General features: G+C 38.5%; 20 protein-coding genes. 1 reads left to right on the forward strand and 19 read right to left on the reverse strand.

The genetic code is table 11. From position 1 onward, the window contains the following. Nucleotides 1-7 precede the first annotated feature (7 nt). The 8 genes from HPY74_03735 to HPY74_03770 form a co-directional block, all read right to left on the reverse strand. Nucleotides 8-1,414 (reverse strand): DUF512 domain-containing protein, encoded by a 1,407-nt coding sequence (locus tag HPY74_03735; protein ID NSW89789.1) that lies wholly within the window; start codon nt 1,412-1,414, stop codon nt 8-10. Between the two features lie 78 nt (nt 1,415-1,492). Next, nucleotides 1,493-1,678 (reverse strand): 50S ribosomal protein L32, encoded by a 186-nt coding sequence (gene rpmF / locus HPY74_03740; GenBank protein ID NSW89790.1) that lies wholly within the window; start codon nt 1,676-1,678, stop codon nt 1,493-1,495. A 26-nt stretch (nt 1,679-1,704) separates the two neighbouring features. Then, a complete protein-coding gene (locus tag HPY74_03745; GenBank protein NSW89791.1) occupies nt 1,705-2,205 on the reverse strand; it encodes a DUF177 domain-containing protein in 501 nt (166 codons plus the stop codon). A gap of 94 nt (nt 2,206-2,299) precedes the next feature. Beyond that, entirely contained in the window at nt 2,300-3,505 is a 1,206-nt protein-coding gene (locus HPY74_03750; GenBank protein NSW89792.1) for an acetate kinase, read from the reverse strand. A gap of 19 nt (nt 3,506-3,524) precedes the next feature. Continuing rightward, a complete protein-coding gene (pta, locus tag HPY74_03755) occupies nt 3,525-4,529 on the reverse strand; it encodes a phosphate acetyltransferase (protein NSW89793.1) in 1,005 nt (334 codons plus the stop codon). 193 nt (nt 4,530-4,722) lie between these two features. Then, complete coding sequence (locus tag HPY74_03760; GenBank protein ID NSW89794.1) at nt 4,723-5,967, reverse strand: HD domain-containing protein; 1,245 nt, start codon at nt 5,965-5,967, stop codon at nt 4,723-4,725. Nucleotides 5,968-6,005: 38 nt separating this feature from the next. Beyond that, nucleotides 6,006-6,125 carry a hypothetical protein gene (locus HPY74_03765; GenBank protein ID NSW89795.1) on the reverse strand — a complete coding sequence of 40 codons (120 nt, stop codon included), beginning with the start codon at nt 6,123-6,125 and terminating at the stop codon, nt 6,006-6,008. 29 nt (nt 6,126-6,154) lie between these two features. Further along, complete coding sequence (locus HPY74_03770; protein NSW89796.1) at nt 6,155-6,724, reverse strand: nitroreductase family protein; 570 nt, start codon at nt 6,722-6,724, stop codon at nt 6,155-6,157. Nucleotides 6,725-6,867: 143 nt separating this feature from the next. On the opposite strand from HPY74_03770, the gene HPY74_03775 reads away from it, so the two are divergent. Beyond that, on the forward strand, nt 6,868-7,929 hold the full coding sequence (locus tag HPY74_03775) for a hypothetical protein (protein ID NSW89797.1): 1,062 nt from the start codon (nt 6,868-6,870) through the stop codon (nt 7,927-7,929). A 33-nt stretch (nt 7,930-7,962) separates the two neighbouring features. Here HPY74_03775 and hflC read toward each other — a convergent pair whose 3' ends face one another. The 11 genes from hflC to HPY74_03830 form a co-directional block, all read right to left on the reverse strand. Continuing rightward, a complete protein-coding gene (hflC, locus tag HPY74_03780; protein NSW89798.1) occupies nt 7,963-9,006 on the reverse strand; it encodes a protease modulator HflC in 1,044 nt (347 codons plus the stop codon). A 57-nt stretch (nt 9,007-9,063) separates the two neighbouring features. Beyond that, on the reverse strand, nt 9,064-10,026 hold the full coding sequence (gene hflK, locus HPY74_03785; protein NSW89799.1) for an FtsH protease activity modulator HflK: 963 nt from the start codon (nt 10,024-10,026) through the stop codon (nt 9,064-9,066). Between the two features lie 160 nt (nt 10,027-10,186). Continuing rightward, nucleotides 10,187-11,047, reverse strand: a complete 861-nt coding sequence (locus HPY74_03790) for a bifunctional 5,10-methylene-tetrahydrofolate dehydrogenase/5,10-methylene-tetrahydrofolate cyclohydrolase (GenBank protein ID NSW89800.1) — start codon at nt 11,045-11,047, stop codon at nt 10,187-10,189. A 12-nt stretch (nt 11,048-11,059) separates the two neighbouring features. Further along, the gene (locus HPY74_03795) at nt 11,060-11,692 is read right to left on the reverse strand and encodes a cyclodeaminase/cyclohydrolase family protein (GenBank protein NSW89801.1); all 633 of its coding nucleotides are present in this window, start codon (nt 11,690-11,692) and stop codon (nt 11,060-11,062) included. Nucleotides 11,693-11,750: 58 nt separating this feature from the next. Next, a complete protein-coding gene (locus HPY74_03800) occupies nt 11,751-13,430 on the reverse strand; it encodes a formate--tetrahydrofolate ligase (GenBank protein NSW89802.1) in 1,680 nt (559 codons plus the stop codon). A gap of 117 nt (nt 13,431-13,547) precedes the next feature. Beyond that, nucleotides 13,548-14,429 (reverse strand): formate/nitrite transporter family protein, encoded by an 882-nt coding sequence (locus tag HPY74_03805; GenBank protein NSW89803.1) that lies wholly within the window; start codon nt 14,427-14,429, stop codon nt 13,548-13,550. Nucleotides 14,430-14,454: 25 nt separating this feature from the next. Further along, entirely contained in the window at nt 14,455-15,255 is an 801-nt protein-coding gene (locus HPY74_03810) for an FAD/NAD(P)-binding protein (protein NSW89804.1), read from the reverse strand. 28 nt (nt 15,256-15,283) lie between these two features. Next, on the reverse strand, nt 15,284-16,312 hold the full coding sequence (locus tag HPY74_03815) for a 4Fe-4S dicluster domain-containing protein (protein NSW89805.1): 1,029 nt from the start codon (nt 16,310-16,312) through the stop codon (nt 15,284-15,286). Beyond that, nucleotides 16,284-17,222: a hypothetical protein gene (locus tag HPY74_03820; GenBank protein NSW89806.1), complete on the reverse strand. Its 939-nt coding sequence runs from the start codon at nt 17,220-17,222 to the stop codon at nt 16,284-16,286. The genes HPY74_03815 and HPY74_03820 overlap by 29 nt, the downstream gene beginning before the upstream one ends. Further along, entirely contained in the window at nt 17,223-17,648 is a 426-nt protein-coding gene (locus tag HPY74_03825) for a hydrogenase iron-sulfur subunit (protein NSW89807.1), read from the reverse strand. 1 nt (nt 17,649) lies between these two features. After that, a complete protein-coding gene (locus HPY74_03830; GenBank protein NSW89808.1) occupies nt 17,650-22,146 on the reverse strand; it encodes an FAD-dependent oxidoreductase in 4,497 nt (1,498 codons plus the stop codon). Nucleotides 22,147-22,159: the final 13 nt, after the last annotated feature.

The raw sequence follows: 22,159 nt of genomic DNA on the forward strand, positions 1-22,159 counted from the left end.
AAGCTTATCAGGTTACTCGTCCTAGAATCCCGTCAACAAATGCTTTACCGTTTACTTCCAAAACTTTTAACTCTACACCCAAAATACTTTCTACTAATTTCACCGTATAGTCATCTAAAAATACCTGCCGGTCGAACTTAAGCATTGTTTCAGGAATCAACAGCTCACATCCCAATTCTTTATCTTTTAGCTCATTAACAATATCCTGTCCTGTTAAAAGCCCTGCTACAGTTACATATTCCCCAAAGAATCTATTTTCTATGGGATATACATTTATTTTAACATCATTATACCTTTTCTCCAATTCATCTGTCAGCTCTTTTATAAGCTTGTACGCAGAAATTCCGGTTGCTATACTTACAGCCCTATGAGGTATTTTTTTAACTCCACAGGGCATATTTTGTTTTTCCAGCTTGTGCAAGTATTCATAAAATTCATATTTAAACAAAGAAACAAGGCCAACGCCGTTTTCCAATTGAGGGAAACCCTCATACTCTTCATGCCCTGGAACTTCATAGCCAGCCATTATATAGAACTCATCTGCAGGGTAAACCACTCTCGAACCTTTTTCCACCAGCAATTTCTTTTGCCAGGCTTTAACCTGTGTTAAAATATTACAAGCTTCTTCCTTATCGTAGGGTATTAAATCAAATAAACCCTCTCTATACCTGGTTATACCTACCGGTACAACTGAAATACTGTGAACTCGCGGATATAGATTGGAAAGATCCTCAATGGTCTTGTCCAACTCTTTACCATCATTAATTCCTCTACACAGTACCACCTGGCAATTTACGTTTATGCCCGCATCAGTCAATTTTACTATCTTCTCAAGCACATTTCCGGCAAATTTATTTCTAAGCATGAATACCCTCAAAGATGGGTTGGTTGTATGAACGGAAATGTTTATGGGAGACATGCGGTACCTTATTATTCTATCTATATCCTTATCCTTCAAATTGGTCAAGGTTACATAATTCCCCATTAAAAATGACAATCTAATGTCATCATCTTTAAAGTAAAGGGTTTCCCTCATACCTTTAGGTAACTGATCTATAAAGCAAAAAATACACTTATTTGTGCACTTTTTTGTATTGTCAAACAAGGGGTCGGCAAACTCAATTCCCAAATCCTCATAAGTATCTTTTTCAATATCTATTTCCCATATATCCCCATCGTCCTTTTGTACCCTGATATTCAGCATATCCTCAGCTATAAAGAATTTGTAATCGAAAATATCTTCTATTTTCTCTCCGTTAATAGTTAAAATATGGTCTCTCGTACTAATTCCCGCTTCCTCGGCAATACTCCCCGGCAAAACTCTTTGCACTATAGCACCTTTTTTATTACTCACCTGGACTCTTATCCTCCATTGTTCATCTTGACTCTTATCCTCTAAACTTACATTAAGCAGTTATTTAGTCAAAAAGCAGCAGTTTGGCGCACTGCTGCTTTCATATGTTTTCATGGTTTTAAGTTGGTTCTATGGAACTTATTTAGCTTGTGCCTTCTTTAAAACTACTTTCCTATCATAATAACCGCATTCCTTACAAACTCTATGAGGAAATGTCAATTTATGACACTGAGGACAAGTCACAAGCGCTGGAGCCGACAATTTCCATTGAGACCTTCTTTTCCCCGTCCTTGCCTTAGACCATTTCCGCTTTGGGTTTGCCATCTGTTACACCTCCATTTACAAGTCTACTATTCAAAAAAAAACTTCAGAACCTCCATTTGCGGATTTACATACCTTTCCTCACTACAACTGCACTTTCCCTCATTCAGGTTGCTTCCACATATTGGGCAAAGTCCTTTACATTCATCACTACAGATCTGTTTCATAGGTAAATTTAAAATAATATAATTTTTTAGTATTATATCTATATCAAGGTAATCACCTTCATAAGTAAATACATCATCTTGAGGGGTAACCCTTGCGGCATTAAGTATATTTTCATTAACCCCTATTGACATATTTCCGTGAATATTATTCAAGCACCTGTAACAATTAATATCATATTCAAACTTTATAATGCCTACAAAGTTTAATAACCCTTTCAATCTAGTTAGAGTCCCTTTAAAACTAACGTTTCCAGGCAAAGTGTAACCATTTATTGGGCTTTCGAGTCCTTCAACCTTATCATTATATTCTATCTCTAAACAACCGCTTTCATTTTTTAAAATATCCGATATATTGATTTTCATAAGCCCCACCTCTTAAAACTGACAAAAGTAATTATACTAACTAACATAAGCCTTGTCAAGAGTGATATTTTGGCTGTGCAATCTTGTCCCGTAATTATTTTGAAGCCGTAAGTTTCAGGGTCTCTCTGGCAATTTCCAATTCTTCATTTGTAGGTATTACAAGGGTCCTGACCTTTGCATCCTCTGTACTTATATCAATTTCTTTACCCCTTGCATTTTTATTTTTCTCCCAGTCTATACTAATTCCCAGGTAATCTAACCCCTTTAGTACTTTTTCTCTTACAATTTCATTATTTTCTCCTATTCCTGCAGTAAATATAACAGCATCTACTCCCTCGGTCACTGCCGAATACTCTCCGATATACTTTTTAACCCTGTAGCAAAAAACATCAATTGCAAGTTGAGCTCTTTCATTTCCATTATCTGCTGCAACCTGTATATCCCTAAAATCACTGCTTACACCGGATATGCCCAGTACCCCCGACTTTTTATTCAAGTATTCATTTACTTCCTCTATAGACATTTTTTCCTTTTCCATTAAGAAAAATACAACAGCCGGATCAATTGTACCGCTTCTGGTTCCCATTGCCAAACCTGCAAGTGGTGTAAAACCCATACTGGTATCTACCGATTTTCCATTCTTTATGGCGCAAATACTTGCACCATTCCCGAGATGGCAAGAAATCAGCCTTAATTCTTCCAGAGGCCGGTTTAGCATTGCTGCAGCTCTCTGGGCTACGTACTTGTGTGAAGTCCCATGAAATCCATATTTACGAACTCCATGTTCCGTATACAATTCATATGGCAGTGCATATAAATATGCATATTTAGGCATTGTCTGATGGAATGCCGTATCAAAAACAGCAACCATAGGAGTATTTGGCATTATTTCTTTACATGCTTCTATCCCTGTTATATTGGGAGGATTATGAAGAGGTGCAAGCTTAATACATTCTTTTACGGCTTTCATTACTTCCTCATCAATGATTACTGAATTATGGAATTTTTCTCCTCCATGTACCACTCGGTGTCCAACTGCAGATATTTCCGACATATCCGATATAACACCCAAATCTTTATCTGTTAAAGCAGTAATTGCTTCCTGTACTGCAGTTTTATGATCCGGCATGTTCTTTTCTATAATAATAGTATTATTACCGTATTTGGTATATTTAAGAATAGAATTATCTATTCCTATCCTATCGCATAACCCCTTAGCAAGTATAGTTTCGGTAGTCATATCAATCAACTGGAATTTTAAGGAAGAACTTCCTGAATTAATTACTAAAATCTTTTTCATACTATACCAACCCCCATCACTAATTATACTTAGCTATGGCCTGTGCCTGGACTGCAGTTATTGCAACTACACCAACAATGTCTTCAGCTGAACATCCTCTGGAAAGGTCATTAACGGGAGCTGCCATTCCCTGGGTAATAGGTCCATAGGCTTCTGCTTTTGCCAACCGTTGTGTCAATTTATATGCAATATTTCCACAATTTAAATCAGGGAATATCAATACATTAGCCTTACCTGCCACTGGACTTCCCGGAGCTTTTATTTTTGCTACTGAAGGTACTAATGCAGCATCTGCCTGTAACTCACCGTCTATAATCAAATAAGGTGCTCTTTCTTTAGCTATTTTAGTAGCTTTTATAACCTTTTCTGTAAGCTCGCTTTTTGCACTCCCATAGGAAGAATATGAAAGCATGGCAACTTTAGGTTCTGCCTGAACAAGCAATTTAAAAGATTTAGCTGATACAATTGCTATTTCTGCCAATTCCTCCTCATTTGGATTTTCAACAAGGCCGCTGTCTGCATAAATAAATGTCCCATTATAGCCATATTCACAATTTGGAACAACCATTACAAAAAAGGCTGAAACAAGTTTTACCCCGGGTACAGTTTTTAAAATTTGTAAAGCCGGCCTTAAAGTATCAGCAGTGGAATTTACTGCGCCTGATACCATTCCATCTGCTTCACCTTTTTTTACCATCATAACACCCCAATAAACTGGGTTTTTCATAATCTCTTTCGCCTTTTCAATAGTAACACCTTTTGCCTTCCGAAGCTCATAAAAAGTGTTTACATAGTCATCATACTTTTCTGACTTCAGAGGATCTACTATTTGGGCTCCGGATACATCCAAATTACCTGCTGCCTTGGCAATTTCTTCCTTGTTGCCCACAAGTACAACATTAGCAATCTTCTTCTCCAATATTATAGCTGCTGCTCTAATAACCCTCATGTCTGTACTTTCAGGCAATACTATTGTTTTAATGTCTGCTTTTGCCCTTTCAATAATTTGTTCAAGGAAATTCATTATTCCATCATACTCCTTTCAACATCAAACAAAAATAAAATTAAAATAATTTATTACCAGGTCATAATAGCTGCTCGTATCAAGCTTTTCCGGCCATTTCTATTATATACAATACGTTTATTGTATACAAGATAAGTAACATAAAAATTATTTAGCAATATAAAAAATTAATGATAAAAAAAGAATGTTGCTGCTACTCTTTGATAAATTCGTTATATTCTTTTACAGCAATATTTTGTACTTTAATTCGCTCTGAATTTATACTATTGTAGTTTTCTTTTAAGACAAGTAAAATATCTTTATCTATAACGTTGTTTTCAGCCATTTTTTCCAAAATCCATAAGCTCTTTTCTAGGTCCATTCCCTTTCTGTAAGGTCTATCTTCAGTGATAGCTGTAAAAATATCTGCAATAGCAACTATCCTGGCATTAAATGAGATTTCGTCACCTTTTAAAGAGAAAGGATAACCTTTTCCATCAAGCCTTTCGTGATGAAAAGCTGCCATTTCGCTTATTTCTTCAAGACCGCTCACCTTCTTTAAAATTCTGTAAGTATAATAAGTGTGAGTTTTTATGATATTTATTTCTTCTTCTGTCAAATTACCAGTTTTTTCTAATATTTCTGTTGGAATAGCCAACTTGCCCAGATCATGTAAATGGCCTGCAATTTTCAGTTTTCTCTGCTCATTTTTGGATAACCCCGAATAAGCCCCAAGAAGTTCTGCTACAGCAGCAACACCACTAGAATGGGTAGCAGTATATCTGCTCCTGAAGTCAATAATACGCTCAAAAAGCTCAGTTACCGTATATATATCCTGCTCACCCAAAGTAATATTGTAAATCTGGTCATTGATTTTACATTCATCTCGAGGGAAGTTCATTATATCCAGCCAAAAAGATATGGGTTCGGCTACTTTAAGGAATACGTTTACAGCTTCAGGCATAAATTTTTCGCCTGATTCTTCATGTATCCTGTCCTTTATTTTTTTGGTTTGTCCAACCAATTCCCTTCTTCTATCTATCAGAACATCAACCCTGTCCGCCAGATGTAAAATATAGCTTTCAACAGGCACTTGTGAAGAATTATTATTCTGCTTTTTCCAATTGTCATGATGATGTTTTATAATTACCGCTATTTTTTCAAGAGGCTTAAAACTTTTAAGGAGTCGGTAACCTAATTCAGCATGCTTATAGGAACTTATAACATCAAATTCTAGTGCATCGAGCCTCTCTTTAAGTGATATACCTCCACAGTCATGGAGAAGTGATGCTAAGAATAGGTCTCTTTGCTCCTCCCTCGTTATTCCCATTCCCACTCCAATTGCCCGGCTAATATAAGCAACACGCTTATGATGACCATCTAACTCTGGGCTTATCATATCCATTACATCAGATAATGCAATAAAAAGGTCTAACAGTGAAATACGGATATTCTCCATTTCAATCCCCCATATATTCCCATATATTCCCATATATTCTACTTACTATTTCTATAAAACCTTACTATTTCTATAAAACCATCTGGACAAATTGGCAGGTCATACTGGAATATTTGATATGTCCTTGCAAAATCCGGATAAAAATAGTTTTTCCTCAACTCTCACATTTCAACTTTATACTCTAATCTCACACTTCTAATATTATATCCTCCAGTTTTCTTTTTGGTACATGCAGTACCCCATTTCCATCTTTATAGTACTTTATTGAACCATTTTCATCTTCAACAACAGGATTTTCTGCTTTATACCCAAGTGCAACAACACTGTCAATTATGTATTGGCCAGGAATATTTAATATGGATTTCACTGCCTCCCTATCAACCGACCCAATCCAGCAGGTACCTATATTTTCCTCCTCTGCGGCAAGTAAAATATTCTGTATTGCCGCACCAATGTCCAGCTCATAACCACTTCTTCTTATTGCAGTGTCTGCCAATACAATAATATATGCTACAGGTCGTTCACCCTCTTTGGGATCTCCGTAGGGGGCTAGATAACCTGCCCATTTTAAATGCGCAAATACCTTCTCTACCCTTTCAGGGTCATCTATAATTACATATTTTATAGGCTGTAAGTTTGCTCCCGATGGCGCATGGCGGGCAGCATTAATAAGTTTCAATAAAACCTCCCGCTTTATTTTTTCCTGCTTAAACTTCCTGATTGTCCTTCTCCTAAGTATTATTTCATAGACACTCATAATACAACCCCTCTTTTTTTATTTTTACCTACTATATTTTAACATAGGTTACCAAAATAAAAAACATTAATTCTATTTTTTACAAAAATATATTTATGAATATTATTGATGGGTATTATCAAATACTAAAAGTGAAAATTTAAATGGAGGGACACGCAAACTTACATGCGGGAATTATGGTCATTATTGGCAAGCATGAAATTAAAAAATTTAACAGAATAAGGTTAAATCAAATAAAGGCAGTTTTTTCTAAATTTACCATCATAATGCTATGCATTGTTTTTTTCATGTATGCATTATCATTAACAGGTTGTGGCACACGAAATACAAAACCTTCTCCAGGAGATCAATCGACAGAGGGAAATCAACAATCCGATAAAGTACCTGATGATTTAAAAGAAATGGAAGAAAGCATAGAAAAAATCATTAAATCTCTTGACGGTCCTGCAGTAGGTATACGAGAAGAAAAGACAACAGGGCAGTTACAGGATTCAGAAAAAGGTAGAGAAACAGGAGAAAAAAAGCCTAATCAAGAATCGCAGGGTTCTGAAAATAATGAAAAAGAGAATAAAGAAGGAAAGAATGAGAAGGAAGAGGGTAAAAAAGAAAGTGAAGGCAAAAATGACGAAAAAGACAGTGCAAGTACACAGCAAGAACAGGATACTAGCGGTAAAACCCGGCAAACTGATACCTGGGAGGAAATTACCCCTATTATTAATAAAATGCACTATACTTGGAATTCCTATTTGCCTGATGCCGTAAAAAAGGGAGCAAACCAAAAAACAATTGATGATTTTAGCAATGCCCTTAATAGTTTAACGAATACTATAATATCCAAAAACAAAACAAACACTCTTATGGCAGCAAACTATCTTTACGCCTATATACCTGATTTATTTTCCCTCTACAGGACTAAATTCCCATCAGAAATTAAAAGAGTAAGATACTATGTAAGAAATGCAATGTTGAATTCAATGACAGCCAATTGGATCCAGGCTGAACTTGATATTAACAACTTGAAATCTACGTGGGCGGTATTAAAGAATATATTAAATGAAGAACAACAAGATGCAAAAGGCAAACTTGATTTTTCCATTTCCGAACTGGAAAAAGTCATAAAAGCAAAAAACCAGCCCCTTGCAGATATAAAAGGGAGAATAACTCTTGCCAATATTGAAGAATTGGAAAAATCATTCCCCCAATAAGTTTAGATATTTTTTCCATTTACATTTACGCATCTATCGTACATCAAACAAATACTTTGCAAATTCAGAATCTGAATCAATTATTATTTTCGTATTTTCTTTTAATGTCTTCTTATATGCCTGCAGAGTCCTCCAGAAGGCATAAAATTCAGGATCTCTGTTATATGCCTCGGCATATATCCGCAGAGCTTCAGCATCACCTTCGCCCTTTATCCGTTCAGCTTCTTCATATGCCTGTGCCTCAATAATAGTTGCCTCTTTGTCTGCTTCTGAACGTATCTTCTGGGCTTCCTCCTGCCCTTCTGAACGGTATGATTTTGCAGCTCGCTGCCTTTCAGTATTCATCCGGTTAAAAATATTGTTGTAATTTTCTTCCGGGAAATCCGTCCTCTTAATTCTTACATCCACTACTTCCATACCGTAACTTGTTACCTGCTCATTTGTGCTTTCTTTTATTCTTTGCAGCATGTCTGCCACAAAATTTTTGTCAGATATTACCACATGAGACTCTACTTTTCCAATTTCTTCATTGAGTTTGGAATAGATAATATCATCCAGCCTGGTATGGGCAGCTCTTTCATTTCCAAGGGAGGAATAAAACAATGCAGGGTTATTTATTCTCCACACGGCATAGTTGTCAAGTACCAGTTTCTTTTTATCCCTAGTAACCACTTCCCTGGAATCCGTATCATAAGTAAGAAGCATGCTTGTAAACTTTTCGACTGTCTGGATAAAAGGAACTTTTACATGTAACCCTTTCCTGTCGGATATTTTTATCTTTCTGAACTGGGGATTTTCTTCAATAGCTTTCAAAAGGTTCTCTGTCTTTTCATTCACAACTATCTTTACTACTTCATTGAACTGCTTTACTACCGCCTGTTCCCTCTCATCCACCTGAAAGAAGAACATGTTGAAAATTATACTTAATAGAATAACGGCAAGAGCAATTATTCCCACTAGTTTGAAAAATCTTTTATAATCTGAAAAATTAAATTTTTTATTCATTTTCATATTAATATAATCAAAATTTGGATTGCCGTCCATGATGGTTTTAAGCCTCCTTCCGCTGATTTTCATTCACTTCATCCACGGTATTGCTTTTTATAATGGTTTAGTTTTAAACATCTCAACTTTTCACTTATTTGCCTCATTTTTTAAAACCGGATTCTGCTCAAGGGGCAAAAACTTAATCAAATTTCCATCAGAGTCTACTATATACTTTTCAATACCTGGAAGCACTTCTTCCATAGTTTCAAGGTACATACGCACTCTGGTAACTTCTCTGCCATGTTCATATTTCTCCAGTATTTGAATAAAATTAGCCACGTCACCTTTTGCCTCTGCAATCCTTTTCTCCTTATAGGCTATAGCCTCGTTTATCATGGCAGCAGCATTACCTCTAGCCCTTGGAATAACCTCATTCTTGTAACTTTCAGCTTCATTAATATAACTGTTCCTGTCTTCCCTGGCATTTGCCACATCCTTGAAAGCTGAATCCACTTCATCAGGAGGGTAAACATCCTGTAACTGGACTGCAATTATATTAACACCAAGCTTGTAATTATCGCAAATTTTCTGCAAATCTTCTTTTATTTCCTGTTGGATTTCAAACTTGTTTTCTGTAAGGACCTCATCGAGGATATGGTTTGCAATAACTCTCCGTATTGCAGACTCAGCAGCTATTTGCAGTGTTCCTTCTTGATTTTTAACATTAAAAAGATAATCAACCACATCCTTAATTTTGTATTGTATAGCAGTCTCAACATTTACCAGATTCTCGTCCCCTGTTAACATCAGAGACTCTACAACCGGCACATCGGCATAAGTTGGATATTGTCTGTGACCACCCTCTTTTAGTGTTTTGTATCCAAACTCAAGTCTTTTTATTTCCAGAACATTAACCTTGTCCACACGCTCGACCGGTGCAGGAAAATGCCAGTTCAAACCTGCCTTTGATACAGTCCTTTCGTATTTTCCAAACCTCAATACAACTGCCTCTTCGCCCGACTTTACCGTGTAAAACCCTGAACTTAACCAAAATAAAGCAAACAAAATTACAATTACTATGAACAAATATTTAGAGACTTTCTTGAACAAAATAACATCTCCCCCCATTCTACTGGTATTTTTTTAGCCAAGAACTTATTATATAGAATTATAACATAGAAAAGAAATAAAAAAAACTCTCTTTGGGGACGTATTTTTTAAATATGACCCATATAATGACAGAAACATTGCGAAATGTATATTCTATTTTTCACTGATTCTTCTCATATGCTTTTCTTGCCGCCTGGATTACGTGTTTTGCAAGAACTGAAGTAGTTACAGTTCCTACACCTCCCGGTACCGGTGTTATGCTCCCGGCAATATCTGCGACACTATCGAAGTCAACATCGCCGCAAAGGTTGCCATCCGGGTCGACATTAATCCCAACATCAATAACAACGGTACTGGGCGAAATAAAATTCCTGTTTACCATTTTTGCTTTTCCCGCTGCTGCAATTAAAATATCTGCCCTTTTACAGATTTCCTCAAGGTTTTTTGTCCGCGTATGGCAGATTGTTACAGTCCCGTGTTTTTTTAGCAGCAGCATTGAAAGGGGTTTCCCTACAACCATGCTCCTGCCTATTACAACCACGTTTTTACTCTCTACAGGTATTTTGTAATAATCAATCATCTCAATAACCGCTTCAGGAGTGCACGGTGCAAAACCGCTCCCATCTCCTGCAAAAACCTTTGCTATGTTGACAGGATTCATACAGTCAACATCCTTATCAGGACATATTATCCCTTTTATTTTCTCTTCATCTATATGTTTCGGCAAAGGGCGAAACACTAGTATCCCGTGTATATTTCCATCTACGTTTATTTTATTTATTTCATTTATTAACCCTTCTTCGGATATGTCTTCAGAAAATGCAAATACAGTACAATTTATCCCTACGCTTTCGCACCTTTTTATTGCCCCTCTTTCATAAGCAAGGTCATCAGGCCTCTCACCCAGCCTCACTATCGCCAATGTAGGTAAAATACCTTTATTTTTTAGTTCCTCCACTTCAATTATCATTTTATCCTTCATAGCTTTAGTTACTTCTGAGCCCTTCATTATTAACGCCATTTAGAAACCTCCTTACTGTACCTTTATTCCGCTTTCAACTTCATTGTAAACCCTGTCGGCTCTTTTTTTACCTTCTTCAAGCATCTCTTCAACTCTTTTATTAATTTTTGCTGCATATTCCCTATCCTTCATCATCTTTGTATTAATAAATACATTAAGGCTTGCGCCCATTAAAGCCGATTTGCAGAAAAGCACACCTACACCCACATCACTTATTGCTATCCTGGTGCCTTTAAGTGCGAGTTCTTCATGAAGTTCTATCGCCTCCAGGGACTTTTCCATAATCTGCAGTGGAACACTGCAAGCCGTCCTTAAGGCTTCTTCCATAACTTCATCCCGTCTTTTCTTTTCTTCTTCCGTGTTTTTTGGAAGGCCATATGCTTTTGAGAGGGGCTCAAAGACTTCTGCATCTTTTTCTACAAGAGTAATAAGTTCTTCTTGAAGTATTTCCGCCTTTTTTAGTATAGCCTGTATATCTTCCTGTACATCTGCGTATTTCTTTTTCCCCAGGGTAAGGTTCCCTACCATGCTTCCCAAGGCCATACCAAGAGCACCCACAAAGGCTGATGCTCCTCCCCCTCCCGGTACAGGTTCCCTTGAAGCAAGTATATCCACAAACTCTCTGCAAGTTTTGCCGGTAAGCATCTTAACAAATCCTCCATTTAGTAATTTTTAATATTATTATATTAGTATTATATTAGAATTAGAATAAGCCAGAAATCCTTCCTGAAGCATCAACATCAATTTTTTCTGCGGCAGGAACTTTCGGCAAGCCCGGCATTGTCATAATCTCGCCTGTTAAGGCTACTATGAACCCAGCTCCTGCCGAAACTTTAACATTTCTTACGGAAACTTTGTAATTCTTTGGCCATCCCAGTTTTTTGGGGTCGTCCGAAAGTGAATATTGAGTCTTGGCCATACAGACAGGAAGTCTTCCAAAACCATTTTCTTCTAATTTCTCAATTTCTTTAAGAGCTGCAGGTAAAAAATCAACTCCATCTCCACCATAAATTTCCCTTACTATTGTTTCAATTTTCTCCTTAATAGGCATATCCAATTGATAAATAAAATTAAAGTTCGATTTGCCTTCATCAATCAACCTTATAACCTCCTGTGCCAGCTCTACACCCCCTTCGCCGCCTTTTGCCCAAACTTCGGACAGTACAACATTAACACCGTATTCTCTGCATTTCTCTTTGACAAAGCTCAATTCAGCTTCAGTATCTGTCGGGAAACGGTTCAAGGCAACCACTGCCGGCAAACCGAATTTTACCGTTACATTTTCTATATGTTTAAGCAAGTTTGGAATACCTTTCTCAAGATAACATAGATTCTCTACTCCCCATTCATTTTTCGAAGCACCGCCATGGTGTTTGAGGGCTCTTACAGTTGCAACAATAACAACGGCTGAAGGTTTTAATCCTCCTACCCTGCATTTTATATCCACGAATTTTTCTGCTCCAAGGTCAGCACCGAAACCAGCCTCCGTCACAACGTAATCTGCAAGTTTCAAAGCTGTTTGTGTTGCCATTATGCTGTTACAGCCATGGGCAATATTGGCAAAAGGCCCTCCATGCACAAAGGCAGGAGTATGCTCCAGGGTCTGGACCAGGTTAGGTTTTAAAGCATCCTTTAATAATGCAGCCATAGCACCTTCTGCCTTTAATTGTCCTGCAGTAACAGGCTTGTCGTCCCTTGTATATCCTACAACAATATTTCTCAAGTTTTCCTTCAAATTTTCTATGCTCCTGGAAAGACACAAAATAGCCATTACTTCGGAAGCTACCGTAATGTCAAATCCATCCTCCCTGGGCACTCCATTTGTCCTTCCGTTTAGACCATCCACAATAAACCTGAGCTGCCTGTCATTCATGTCAATACATCTCTTCCAGGTTATTTTCCGGGTATCCAGCCCCAATTCATTTCCTTGGTAAATATGGTTATCTATCATTGCTGCCAATAAATTGTTTGCAGCACCTATTGCATGTATATCTCCGGTAAAATGCAAGTTTATATCTTCCATAGGTACAACCTGGGCATATCCTCCACCGGCTGCACCTCCTTTAACGCCAAAAACAGGTCCTAAGGAAGGTTCCCTTAAAGCTATCATTGTTTTCTTTCCCAATTTGCTTAATGCATCTCCCAAACCTACTGAAGTAGTTGTTTTACCTTCGCCTGCAGGAGTAGGAGTTATGGCAGTTACAAGAATCAACTTTCCGTCTTCCCTGTCCTTCAATTTTTCCAGGATATTGTAATTAACCTTTGCTTTGTATTTGCCGTATAACTCAATATACTCAATGTCAATACCTATCTTTTCCGCAATTTCTTCAATGGGCATAAGCTCTGTACTTTGAGCTATTTCAATGTCACTTTTATATTCCATACAACCTCTCCTCCTACAATTTTATTTATTTTGAATGCTGCTTTGTTATTTTAAAAATTGACAAAGCGCAGCATTAGTTCGTTATTAACTTACTTTTATTTATACTAAATATTTATACTAAATTGCCGGTCCTATGTTGTCCCCAGTCTTGCTTATCTTCTTTCCCTTTCCTTCATAAAGATATATAAACCAGTAGGCAATACCAACGAATAATGCTCCTCCCACTATATTTCCTAGGGTTACGGGGATAAGGTTTTTGGTAAACATGCCTCCCCACGTTAATGAATCAAGCTTTTCAGGAGTTACACCAATTTCAATGGCCGCCTTTATCCATGTTTCATTTGTCTTTGCCAGCAATCCGGCAGGTATATAGTACATGTTTGCAATGCTATGCTCAAATCCGGAAGTTACAAAAAGCCATATAGGGAAAAATATTGCCAGGATTTTACTTGCAATATCCTTTGCCGCCGCAGCCATCCAGACGGCTAAACATACCAGCCAGTTACACATAATACCCATAAAAAATGCATTTTTAAAAGAAAGCCCGGTTTTATAGACTGCAGTTTTAATTGTAAAAGCACCTAATAATCCATTGGAAAAATCAAGTTGCCCTGATTGATATATGAAAAATGCAACAATAATTGACCCAATAAAGTTTCCAAAATATACAACAGTCCAATTTTTAAGCAATCCTTTCCACGATGCTTTTTTGCAGGCACATGCAATTACAATAAGATTGTTCCCGGTAAATAACTCTGCTCCTGCAATAATTACCATTATTAGTCCTGTAGTGAATATTGCACCTGCCAGGGCCTTCGCAAGGCCAAAGGAATTTACAGTATGAATTGCAACATTGGAACCCTCGGCTGCAAAAGCAATAAAAGCACCTGCCATTATGCCTAAAAAAAGCATTTTATAAGCAGGAAGGCTTACTTTTTTACAACCTGTTTCAATGAATGCCCTGGATATTTCCGCAGGGCTTAAAAACGATTTTTCCATCCAACCATCTCCTTATCATCATTTTCTAATACTCCTGCGGCATTTCGGCCAGTTCTTCCATACAAAATACTGGACCATCAACACATACATATTTATGGCCTATATTGCACTTTCCACATTTTCCCACCCCACATGTCATCCTCATTTCAAGGGTTGTATATATTTTGTTTTTCGGTATACCCAGTTCCACAAGTTTAGCCGATACAAATTTTATCATTATAGGCGGGCCGCATGTAACAGCATAAGTATTATTAAAATCAATATCCATTTCCCCGACTATGTTGTGTGGAAAACCCACCTTGCCGTCCCATCCCTGTTCCGGCCTGTCTATTGTTAATACAATTTCCGTATCTTTGCTCTTTGACCATTCACCAAAATCTCTCTTATATATGAAATCCCCTGTACTCCTCGCTGCTAAAAGCATCTGGACTTTTTTATATTTGTCCCTGTTCTCACGGTGGAGGATATAGGCAATTAAAGGCCGAAGGGGTGCAAGACCTAATCCCCCCGCAATTATTAAAATGTTACTGTTTTCCATCAAACCAAGTGGAAAGGTATTGCCCAGAGGACCTCTTATCCAGACAGTATCTCCCGATTTCAGATTATGTATTGCTTCAGTTACAACTCCCACTCTTTTTATGCTGACCTCAAAGAAGTCTTTATCCAAAGGAGACGAAGCAAATCCGAAAGGTGCTTCTCCAACGCCCGGCACTGAAAACTCAAAAAATTGTCCCGGCATAAATTCCATCTTTTCATTACCATCAGCTAATTTGAGCCTAAAAGTTTTTATGTCTATATCGGATGACGTTTCCTGGATAACATTCATTATTTCTGCCTTAACTGGTAAATACAGGTTACTCACTTTTCAATACCCCCATTATTTCATGCACTACACTTTTAATATTCATTCCTGCAGGGCAGCTTCTTATGCATCTTCCGCATCCGGTGCAGGCAATGTAGCCAAAGTTTTGCTTTACATAGATGTATTTGTGCAATATTCTTTGACGGTACCTTTCCTTTTTTGAAGGCCTGGGGTTATGCCCTGAAGCATGCAGAGTAAACTTTGGGTACATACAGCTGTCCCAACACCTGTACCTTACAGCTTTACCATCCTCTAAAACGTCTTTAAAATCAAAACAGTGGCAGGTAGGGCATATATAGGTACATGTACCGCACCCCATGCACTTTTCCGCAATTTTGCCCCAGTCTATTTTATTAAATAATGTGTTTTCATCGGCTTCAATTATTAATTGAGCTTTTTGAGATTCAGCCTCAGGCTTAGACTTAGGTATATCCATGACCGCATCTGCAACAAGGCCCTTTGATGCAAATTTATCTAAAACATAGTCTCCGGTATCTGTAAAAGAATAAAATTCATAGTTTTTACCATATCCATCAGGTTTTTCAATAAATATGTCGCAGTCTTTGGAAAAGTTTTTATCTACTCCTCTTTCATCGCAAAAACATCCTGGCTTCTTACTTCGGCATCCGGTTCCGACTAAAATAATGTTTTCACGGCGTTTAATAACCTTTTCGTCTTTATATTTTCCTTCCGAGAAAACAGCGGTTAAGACTTTCAATCCCTCCAAATCACATGGTTTGACGCCAATTATAACCGTTTTATCCTCAACTTCTTCTTCAACTAAGTTACATCCGTTATTAAAGACCATCAATTTTTCCAGCTGGGGAAATAAAAATTCCTTGGGTGATTTATAGGGCAGTTCATCATTGTCAATAGCTTTAATAATATCATCCCCAATATCAGTTATTTTCTGGAATTCCAATAACCCGTTTCTTTTTGCAGGTGCTACCACACTATAATCCTTTACCAATACTCCAATTGCTTCTTTAATCTTATTTTTTGGTATTGCAGCACATCTCACCCTTCTCACCCCCAAGAAATCCAATTTCCCGGTCATCTTTATTAAATGCAGCTAAAGCAGGGGTTTCACCGGGATCCATCCCTGCCCTATATCCATAAACATTCCTACAGAAATCAGTTATTTCTTTTATCAGGTAACGTATTTTTACTCCTGAAGGGCAAGCCTTTTCACAGGCACCGCATTCTACACATCTTCCGGCCAGGTGCATTGCCCTTCCTAAATGAAATACCATTTTTGCTCCTGTTTCCAAATCAGTAGGAAGCCAATTGGGCATTGAGCGTTCAATAAAACATACAGGACAGTAGCAGCCATAACATGCCTGTCTACAGGAAAAACACAATATGCACTTTTTTAACTCGTTCCGGAATTTTTCGAGCTTTTCTTTTTGTATGTCCCCACTTTCAGCTTCACCATACGCTCCATTATCTTCTGCAGCCCCTGTATAAGGAACAATCTCTGAATCAGGCTTTGCATTATATTTTTGCTCAGCTACTTCTCCATTGCTTTTTATAAGAATATCAAATAACGGAGGAATATGTACTGTACACTCATCACACCCCGGTGATAAAGAACCATCATGCTTTTTCATACCCTTGCATTCCATTCCTATTATATAAATATTATCTCTGGCTACCTGGTTTTCAACAATGTACATAACTATTGCCCTGGCGTCGCAGGGTTTAGCAACTATTCCCACTTTTCCCTGCTTCTCCAGGAGATATTTTGCAAGATTAGGGTTACAATAATCATCCCATTTTAATTTATCTATTTCATCCGGTTTTCTTACAAAAAACGGTATAGCACTGTTTTCCAGATCACCATCAGTATATGCCAGTATTAAACCAACCTTTTCTTCACTCAGCAATCTTTTGCATACATCCGTCAATTGTTTCCTTTGATTATTATCCATTTACTTCACTCCCGTCAAATGGTTAGGGCCCAGTTTTCTGACTCTTTCCGTCACTTCTTTCACAACTTCCGCAAACCTGCCCCCTTCTGAAGCAGATATCCATGTAAAGTGCACCCTATCGGGGTTTATTCCTGCAGTTGTAATAAGCTTTTTAAGTACTGTAAAGCGTCTCCTGGCATACATGTTTCCAGACAAGTAATGGCAATCTCCCGGGTGACACCCCGATACCATAACGCCATCAGCCCCCTCTGCCAGGGCTTTAATAATAAACAGCGGGTTTAAGCGGCCTGAACAAGGCACCCTAATAATTCTTATATTGGGCGGATATTGAAGCCTGCTGGTCCCAGCCAGGTCTGCCCCGGCATAGCTGCACCAGTTGCATAAAAAGGCAATAATCTTCGGTTCCCATCCTGTATTGTCCGCCATGTTACGCCCTCCTTAAAAGATATTCAATTTCACTTACAACCTGCCTGTCAGTGAAGCCGTTTATATCTATGGCACCACACCTGCATACTGCCGAACATGTACCGCAACCCTTGCAAAGGGCGGCGTTTACCACGGCTTTTCTTATTGTTCCATTTCTCTTTTTTATTTCCTGTACACTTATAGCTTTATACGCACAGACTTTTTCACAGGTACCACAGGCCGTACAAAGCTCTTCTGAAACCTGGGCTATTGTACCTTCCGCTTCCAGGAAGTCCTTTGATATTACCGTTGCTGCCCTTGCTGCTGCAGCTTTCCCTTGTGTAATACTTTCCTTTAAATTCTTAGGACTGTGGGCCAGTCCGCAAAGGTAAACACCATCAGTTGCAAAATCAACAGGCCTCAATTTCGCATGTGCTTCAAGGAAGAAACCTTCCTGATTTAAGGGAACCTTTAGAAGCTGGGCAAGTCTCCTGTTTTCATCTATTTGCGGTACGATTGCACTGGCCAGGACAATCAAATCAGCATTCATAACAATATAGTCCTGAAATAATGCATCATAAACTTTTATTTTTAACCCTTCATTTTCATCCCGGTAAACTTCCGGCTTTTTATCAGTCTCATATCGGATAAATTGGACTCCTTGCTTCCTTGCCTGCTTGTAGTTTATTTCATTCATTCCGTAAGCTCTTATATCCCTATACAAAATCGTGACATTCATATCACTATTTATTTCCTTAAGCACAAGAGCATTTTTTATTGCCTGACTGCAGCATACCCTGCTGCAATACGCTCTCTCATCATCTCTTGAACCAACGCATTGTATCATTACCACGTTTTTTATAGATTTCATAGATCCAATACTGTCCATAGAACTATCCATAGAGCTAATAGTATCCTTTTTCAAAATCTCTTCAAGTTCAAGTTGGGTAATAACTCTTTTGTCTTTCCCGTATAAATACTCTTCAGAGCGGTATTCTTTTGCTCCGGTAGCAACAATAACAACACCGTGATCTATCTTTTTGTCTTCTCCATTGGTTGAAAGTATAGTAGAATATTTTCCAACATACCCATCTATACTTTTTATCTCAGAATTTAAAAATACTTCAATTAATTTATTGTTTAAAACCTCATTTATATACTTCCTGGTATAGTTGCCTACAAGCCTTCCCGATGGCGTTACATTGAGTCTTGCAGCATTTCCGCCCAATTCATGGGTTTTCTCTACCAGATATACCTTGTATCCCATTTCTGCTATTTTTAGCGCAGCAGCTATGCCAGCCATTCCTCCGCCAATAACAAGCGCAGACTTATTAACTTCAATTCTTTGACGGGTAAGTTGTCTGGCAAAGGTAACTTTGGCTACAGCCATCCTGACCAAGTCTTTTGACTTTTCCGTGGCTTCCCTATACCTGTCCATATGAACCCATGAGCACTGGTCACGGATATTTGCCATTGAAAAAAGGTAGGGGTTTAAACCTGTTTTCCTGAGTACTCCCTGGAACAGGGGTTCATGGGTCCTTGGAGTACAGGAAGCTACTACAACCCTATTAAGTCTGTATTCCTTTATCCTGTCCGCAATAGTTTTTTGTGCATCTACAGAACATGTATAAAGATTATCCTCCGCATACTCTACAAAGGGTAAAGTTTTCGCATACTCTACCACCGCCTTTACGTCAACGAATCCTCCAATATTTATACCGCAGTGGCATACAAATACGCCAATTCTAATTGGTTCTTTTGAAATGTCCCTTTCAGGGACTTTAATCTCTTCTTTAAAATACAAAGTAAAATCTTCCTCGAAATTTGTTTTACTTGCCACAGCAATACTGGCTGCTTCGCCCGCGGCAGCGCTTGCCTCTACAACAGTTTCAGGGATATCCTTTGGTCCTGCAGAAGCACCGCAGGCCAATATACCTTCCTTAGATGTTCTGGGAGGCTGCATTTCATTAACCCATATAAAGCCGTATTTGTCGGTTTTTACTTCTGTCTTCTTAAGCAAGGATTTAATGTCTTTGCCTGCTTTAAGCCCTACCGACAATACTACCATATCATACTCTTCTGAAGCAGCATTGCCATCTTCATCACAATAATTTACAGCAAGCCTTCCAGTATCATCATTTTTAATAACTCCTGAAACCCTGCTCCTGATAAACCCTACACCATATTTGTTTTTGGCAGAATCAATATACTTATCGAAATCTTTTCCATATGCCCTCATATCCATGTAAAAGATATTCACTTGTTTTACCGAAGGAAGGTGCTCTCTTGTAATAATAGCCTCTTTTACAGCATACATACAACAAACGGCAGAGCAATAATCCCCTCCGCATTTGGCGTCTCTTGACCCTACACACTGGATAAATGCTACCTTTTCAGGGGCCCTTCCATCTGACGGCCTCTGTACATGGCCGCTGAATGGACCGGATGCCGACAAAATCCTTTCATATTCCATGCTGGTTACTACATCCGGATACCTTCCGTACCCAAATTCCGGAGGTATTTCATAAGTCGGGTCATACCCGTTGGCCATTATGACAGCACTTACAGGAACTTCAATTATTTCATCCGTCTGTCCATGGCATATGGCATTTGCCTGACATACAGCCTCACATGCCTTACACTCGCTACAAACAGAACAGTCTGCACATCGTAATGCTTCTTTTTTGGCATTTTCTTCAGAAAGGCCTAATTCAACCTCTTTAAAAGTTGTAATTCTTTCTTCAAGCCCAATAGTAGGAATATTTATCCGTGGAGCAGGTTTAAGACTATCCAAATTTATCTCTTCAATAGGGGTCTTTGGCAAAAGAATAGGTCCTACTGGTAATTCTAAGCCTTCCAAATAATTATATATACTTCTGGCTGCCTTGTTTCCGGCTGCTATTGCATCAATTACGGTAGCAGGCCCGGTTAATGCGTCTCCGCCGGCAAATACGTCTGCAATGTTAGTCCTCATGGTCTCAGGGTTGCAAATAATCTGTCCTTTATTATCAAAGCAAGGCCCTGCAGCCTCGCCTATAAAATCAGTATCAACTCTTTGCCCTATTGCAGTAATTACCGTATCGCATTCAATAACATATTCGGATCCCGGTATTGGTTCAGGCCTTCTGCGTCCGCTTTTGTCAGGTTTCCCCCGTTTATTCTTTATGCATTTAAGGCCCTTAAGAGTGCCAGCTTCTGAAAGGGCTTCAAGAGGTGATGTAAGGAATTCAAACTTTACTCCTTCCTCTTTAGCATGCTGAATTTCCCATATGTTGGCAGGCATTTCGTTTTCTGTCCTTCTATAAACCACTGTCACCTCAGAACCTAAACGTATTGCTGAACGGGCAGCGTCCATAGCTACATTTCCACCGCCCACAACCAGCACTTTCTTCCCTATATTGGTTTTTTGGCCAAGATTCAATTTCCTTAAGAATCCAATGCCGGATATTATACCGGGCAATTCCTCTCCCGGTATTCCAAGTTTAATATCCTTATGGGCACCTATGGCAAGGAAAAACGCCTTAAACCCTTTTTTTCTCAAATCATCCAGCGTCAAATTCTTTCCTATAGGTGTATTACAATGTATCTCAACACCCATATCCCGAATAATTTGGATTTCACGCCTTAAAACCTCTTTATCAAGCCTGTAATCAGGAATTCCTACCCTAAGCATTCCCCCTGGTTCTTCCAATGCTTCGAATATTGATACCTTGTAACCCATAAGGGCTAATTGATAGGCACAGTTAAGCCCTGCAGGTCCTGAACCTATTATTGCTACTTTCGTATCCTTCAAACCGGAATTTATTTTTACTTGAGGTTTTATTCCCTGTGATATTTCATAATCTGCTATAAAACGCTTTAATGCGGCTATTGATACGGGTGAGTCAACGTATTGCCTGCTACAGGCACTCTCACAGGGATGGAAACAGACTCTTCCTAAAACACCCGCAAAGGGCGTTGCTTTCCTTACCAGTTCCAGAGCCTCTTTGTACCTTCCCTGGCCTATAAGGGCTACATACCCGTGAGCGTCAATATGCGCAGGGCAATTATATTTACATGGAGATGTTCCTTTCTTATCTATAGCTACTTTATTAGGTACCGCCTGGGCAAAGGGTTTGTATATAGCATGTCTTTTGCCTATGCCCATATCGAACTCGCTTTTGGCTTCAATTGGGCACTTTAGGGTACATTCACCGCAACCTGTACATTTTTCCTCATCTATAAACCTGGCCTTCTTTTTTATTACTGCAGTAAAGTCCGGTGCTTCTCCTTTTATTTCTAAAACTTCGCTCCATGTAAAGGTTTTAATCAAAGGATGGTTAAAACATGAGGTAACTTTAGGAGCAAGAATACATGCAGAACAATCATTGGTGGGAAAAGTCTTGTCAAGCTGTGCCATTCTTCCTCCAATGCTGGGTGTCTTCTCTACTATGAACACCGGAATTCCCATCTCCGCAAGGTCAAGCGAAGCCTGTATTCCTGCTATTCCTCCTCCTATTACAAGTACGGGTTTTTTCATAATATCCTCCCAA

The sequence above is a fragment of the Bacillota bacterium genome, assembly GCA_013314855.1.
In the GTDB taxonomy this organism is placed as follows: Bacteria; Bacillota; Clostridia; order Acetivibrionales; family DUMC01; genus Ch48.

Excerpts from the sequence above, each read along its gene's own strand:
- rpmF (NSW89790.1), bottom strand. The coding sequence starts at position 1,678 with ATGGCAAACCCAAAGCGGAAATGGTCTAAGGCAAGGACGGGGAAAAGA.
- HPY74_03745 (NSW89791.1), bottom strand. The coding sequence starts at position 2,205 with ATGAAAATCAATATATCGGATATTTTAAAAAATGAAAGCGGTTGTTTA.
- HPY74_03750 (NSW89792.1), bottom strand. The coding sequence starts at position 3,505 with ATGAAAAAGATTTTAGTAATTAATTCAGGAAGTTCTTCCTTAAAATTC.
- pta (NSW89793.1), bottom strand. The coding sequence starts at position 4,529 with ATGAATTTCCTTGAACAAATTATTGAAAGGGCAAAAGCAGACATTAAA.
- HPY74_03760 (NSW89794.1), bottom strand. The coding sequence starts at position 5,967 with ATGGAGAATATCCGTATTTCACTGTTAGACCTTTTTATTGCATTATCT.
- HPY74_03770 (NSW89796.1), bottom strand. The coding sequence starts at position 6,724 with ATGAGTGTCTATGAAATAATACTTAGGAGAAGGACAATCAGGAAGTTT.
- HPY74_03775 (NSW89797.1), top strand. The coding sequence starts at position 6,868 with ATGGAGGGACACGCAAACTTACATGCGGGAATTATGGTCATTATTGGC.
- hflC (NSW89798.1), bottom strand. The coding sequence starts at position 9,006 with ATGAAAATCAGCGGAAGGAGGCTTAAAACCATCATGGACGGCAATCCA.
- HPY74_03790 (NSW89800.1), bottom strand. The coding sequence starts at position 11,047 with ATGGCGTTAATAATGAAGGGCTCAGAAGTAACTAAAGCTATGAAGGAT.
- HPY74_03795 (NSW89801.1), bottom strand. The coding sequence starts at position 11,692 with ATGCTTACCGGCAAAACTTGCAGAGAGTTTGTGGATATACTTGCTTCA.
- HPY74_03800 (NSW89802.1), bottom strand. The coding sequence starts at position 13,430 with ATGGAATATAAAAGTGACATTGAAATAGCTCAAAGTACAGAGCTTATG.
- HPY74_03805 (NSW89803.1), bottom strand. The coding sequence starts at position 14,429 with ATGGAAAAATCGTTTTTAAGCCCTGCGGAAATATCCAGGGCATTCATT.
- HPY74_03810 (NSW89804.1), bottom strand. The coding sequence starts at position 15,255 with ATGAATGTTATCCAGGAAACGTCATCCGATATAGACATAAAAACTTTT.
- HPY74_03820 (NSW89806.1), bottom strand. The coding sequence starts at position 17,222 with ATGGATAATAATCAAAGGAAACAATTGACGGATGTATGCAAAAGATTG.
- HPY74_03825 (NSW89807.1), bottom strand. The coding sequence starts at position 17,648 with ATGGCGGACAATACAGGATGGGAACCGAAGATTATTGCCTTTTTATGC.
- HPY74_03830 (NSW89808.1), bottom strand. The coding sequence starts at position 22,146 with ATGAAAAAACCCGTACTTGTAATAGGAGGAGGAATAGCAGGAATACAG.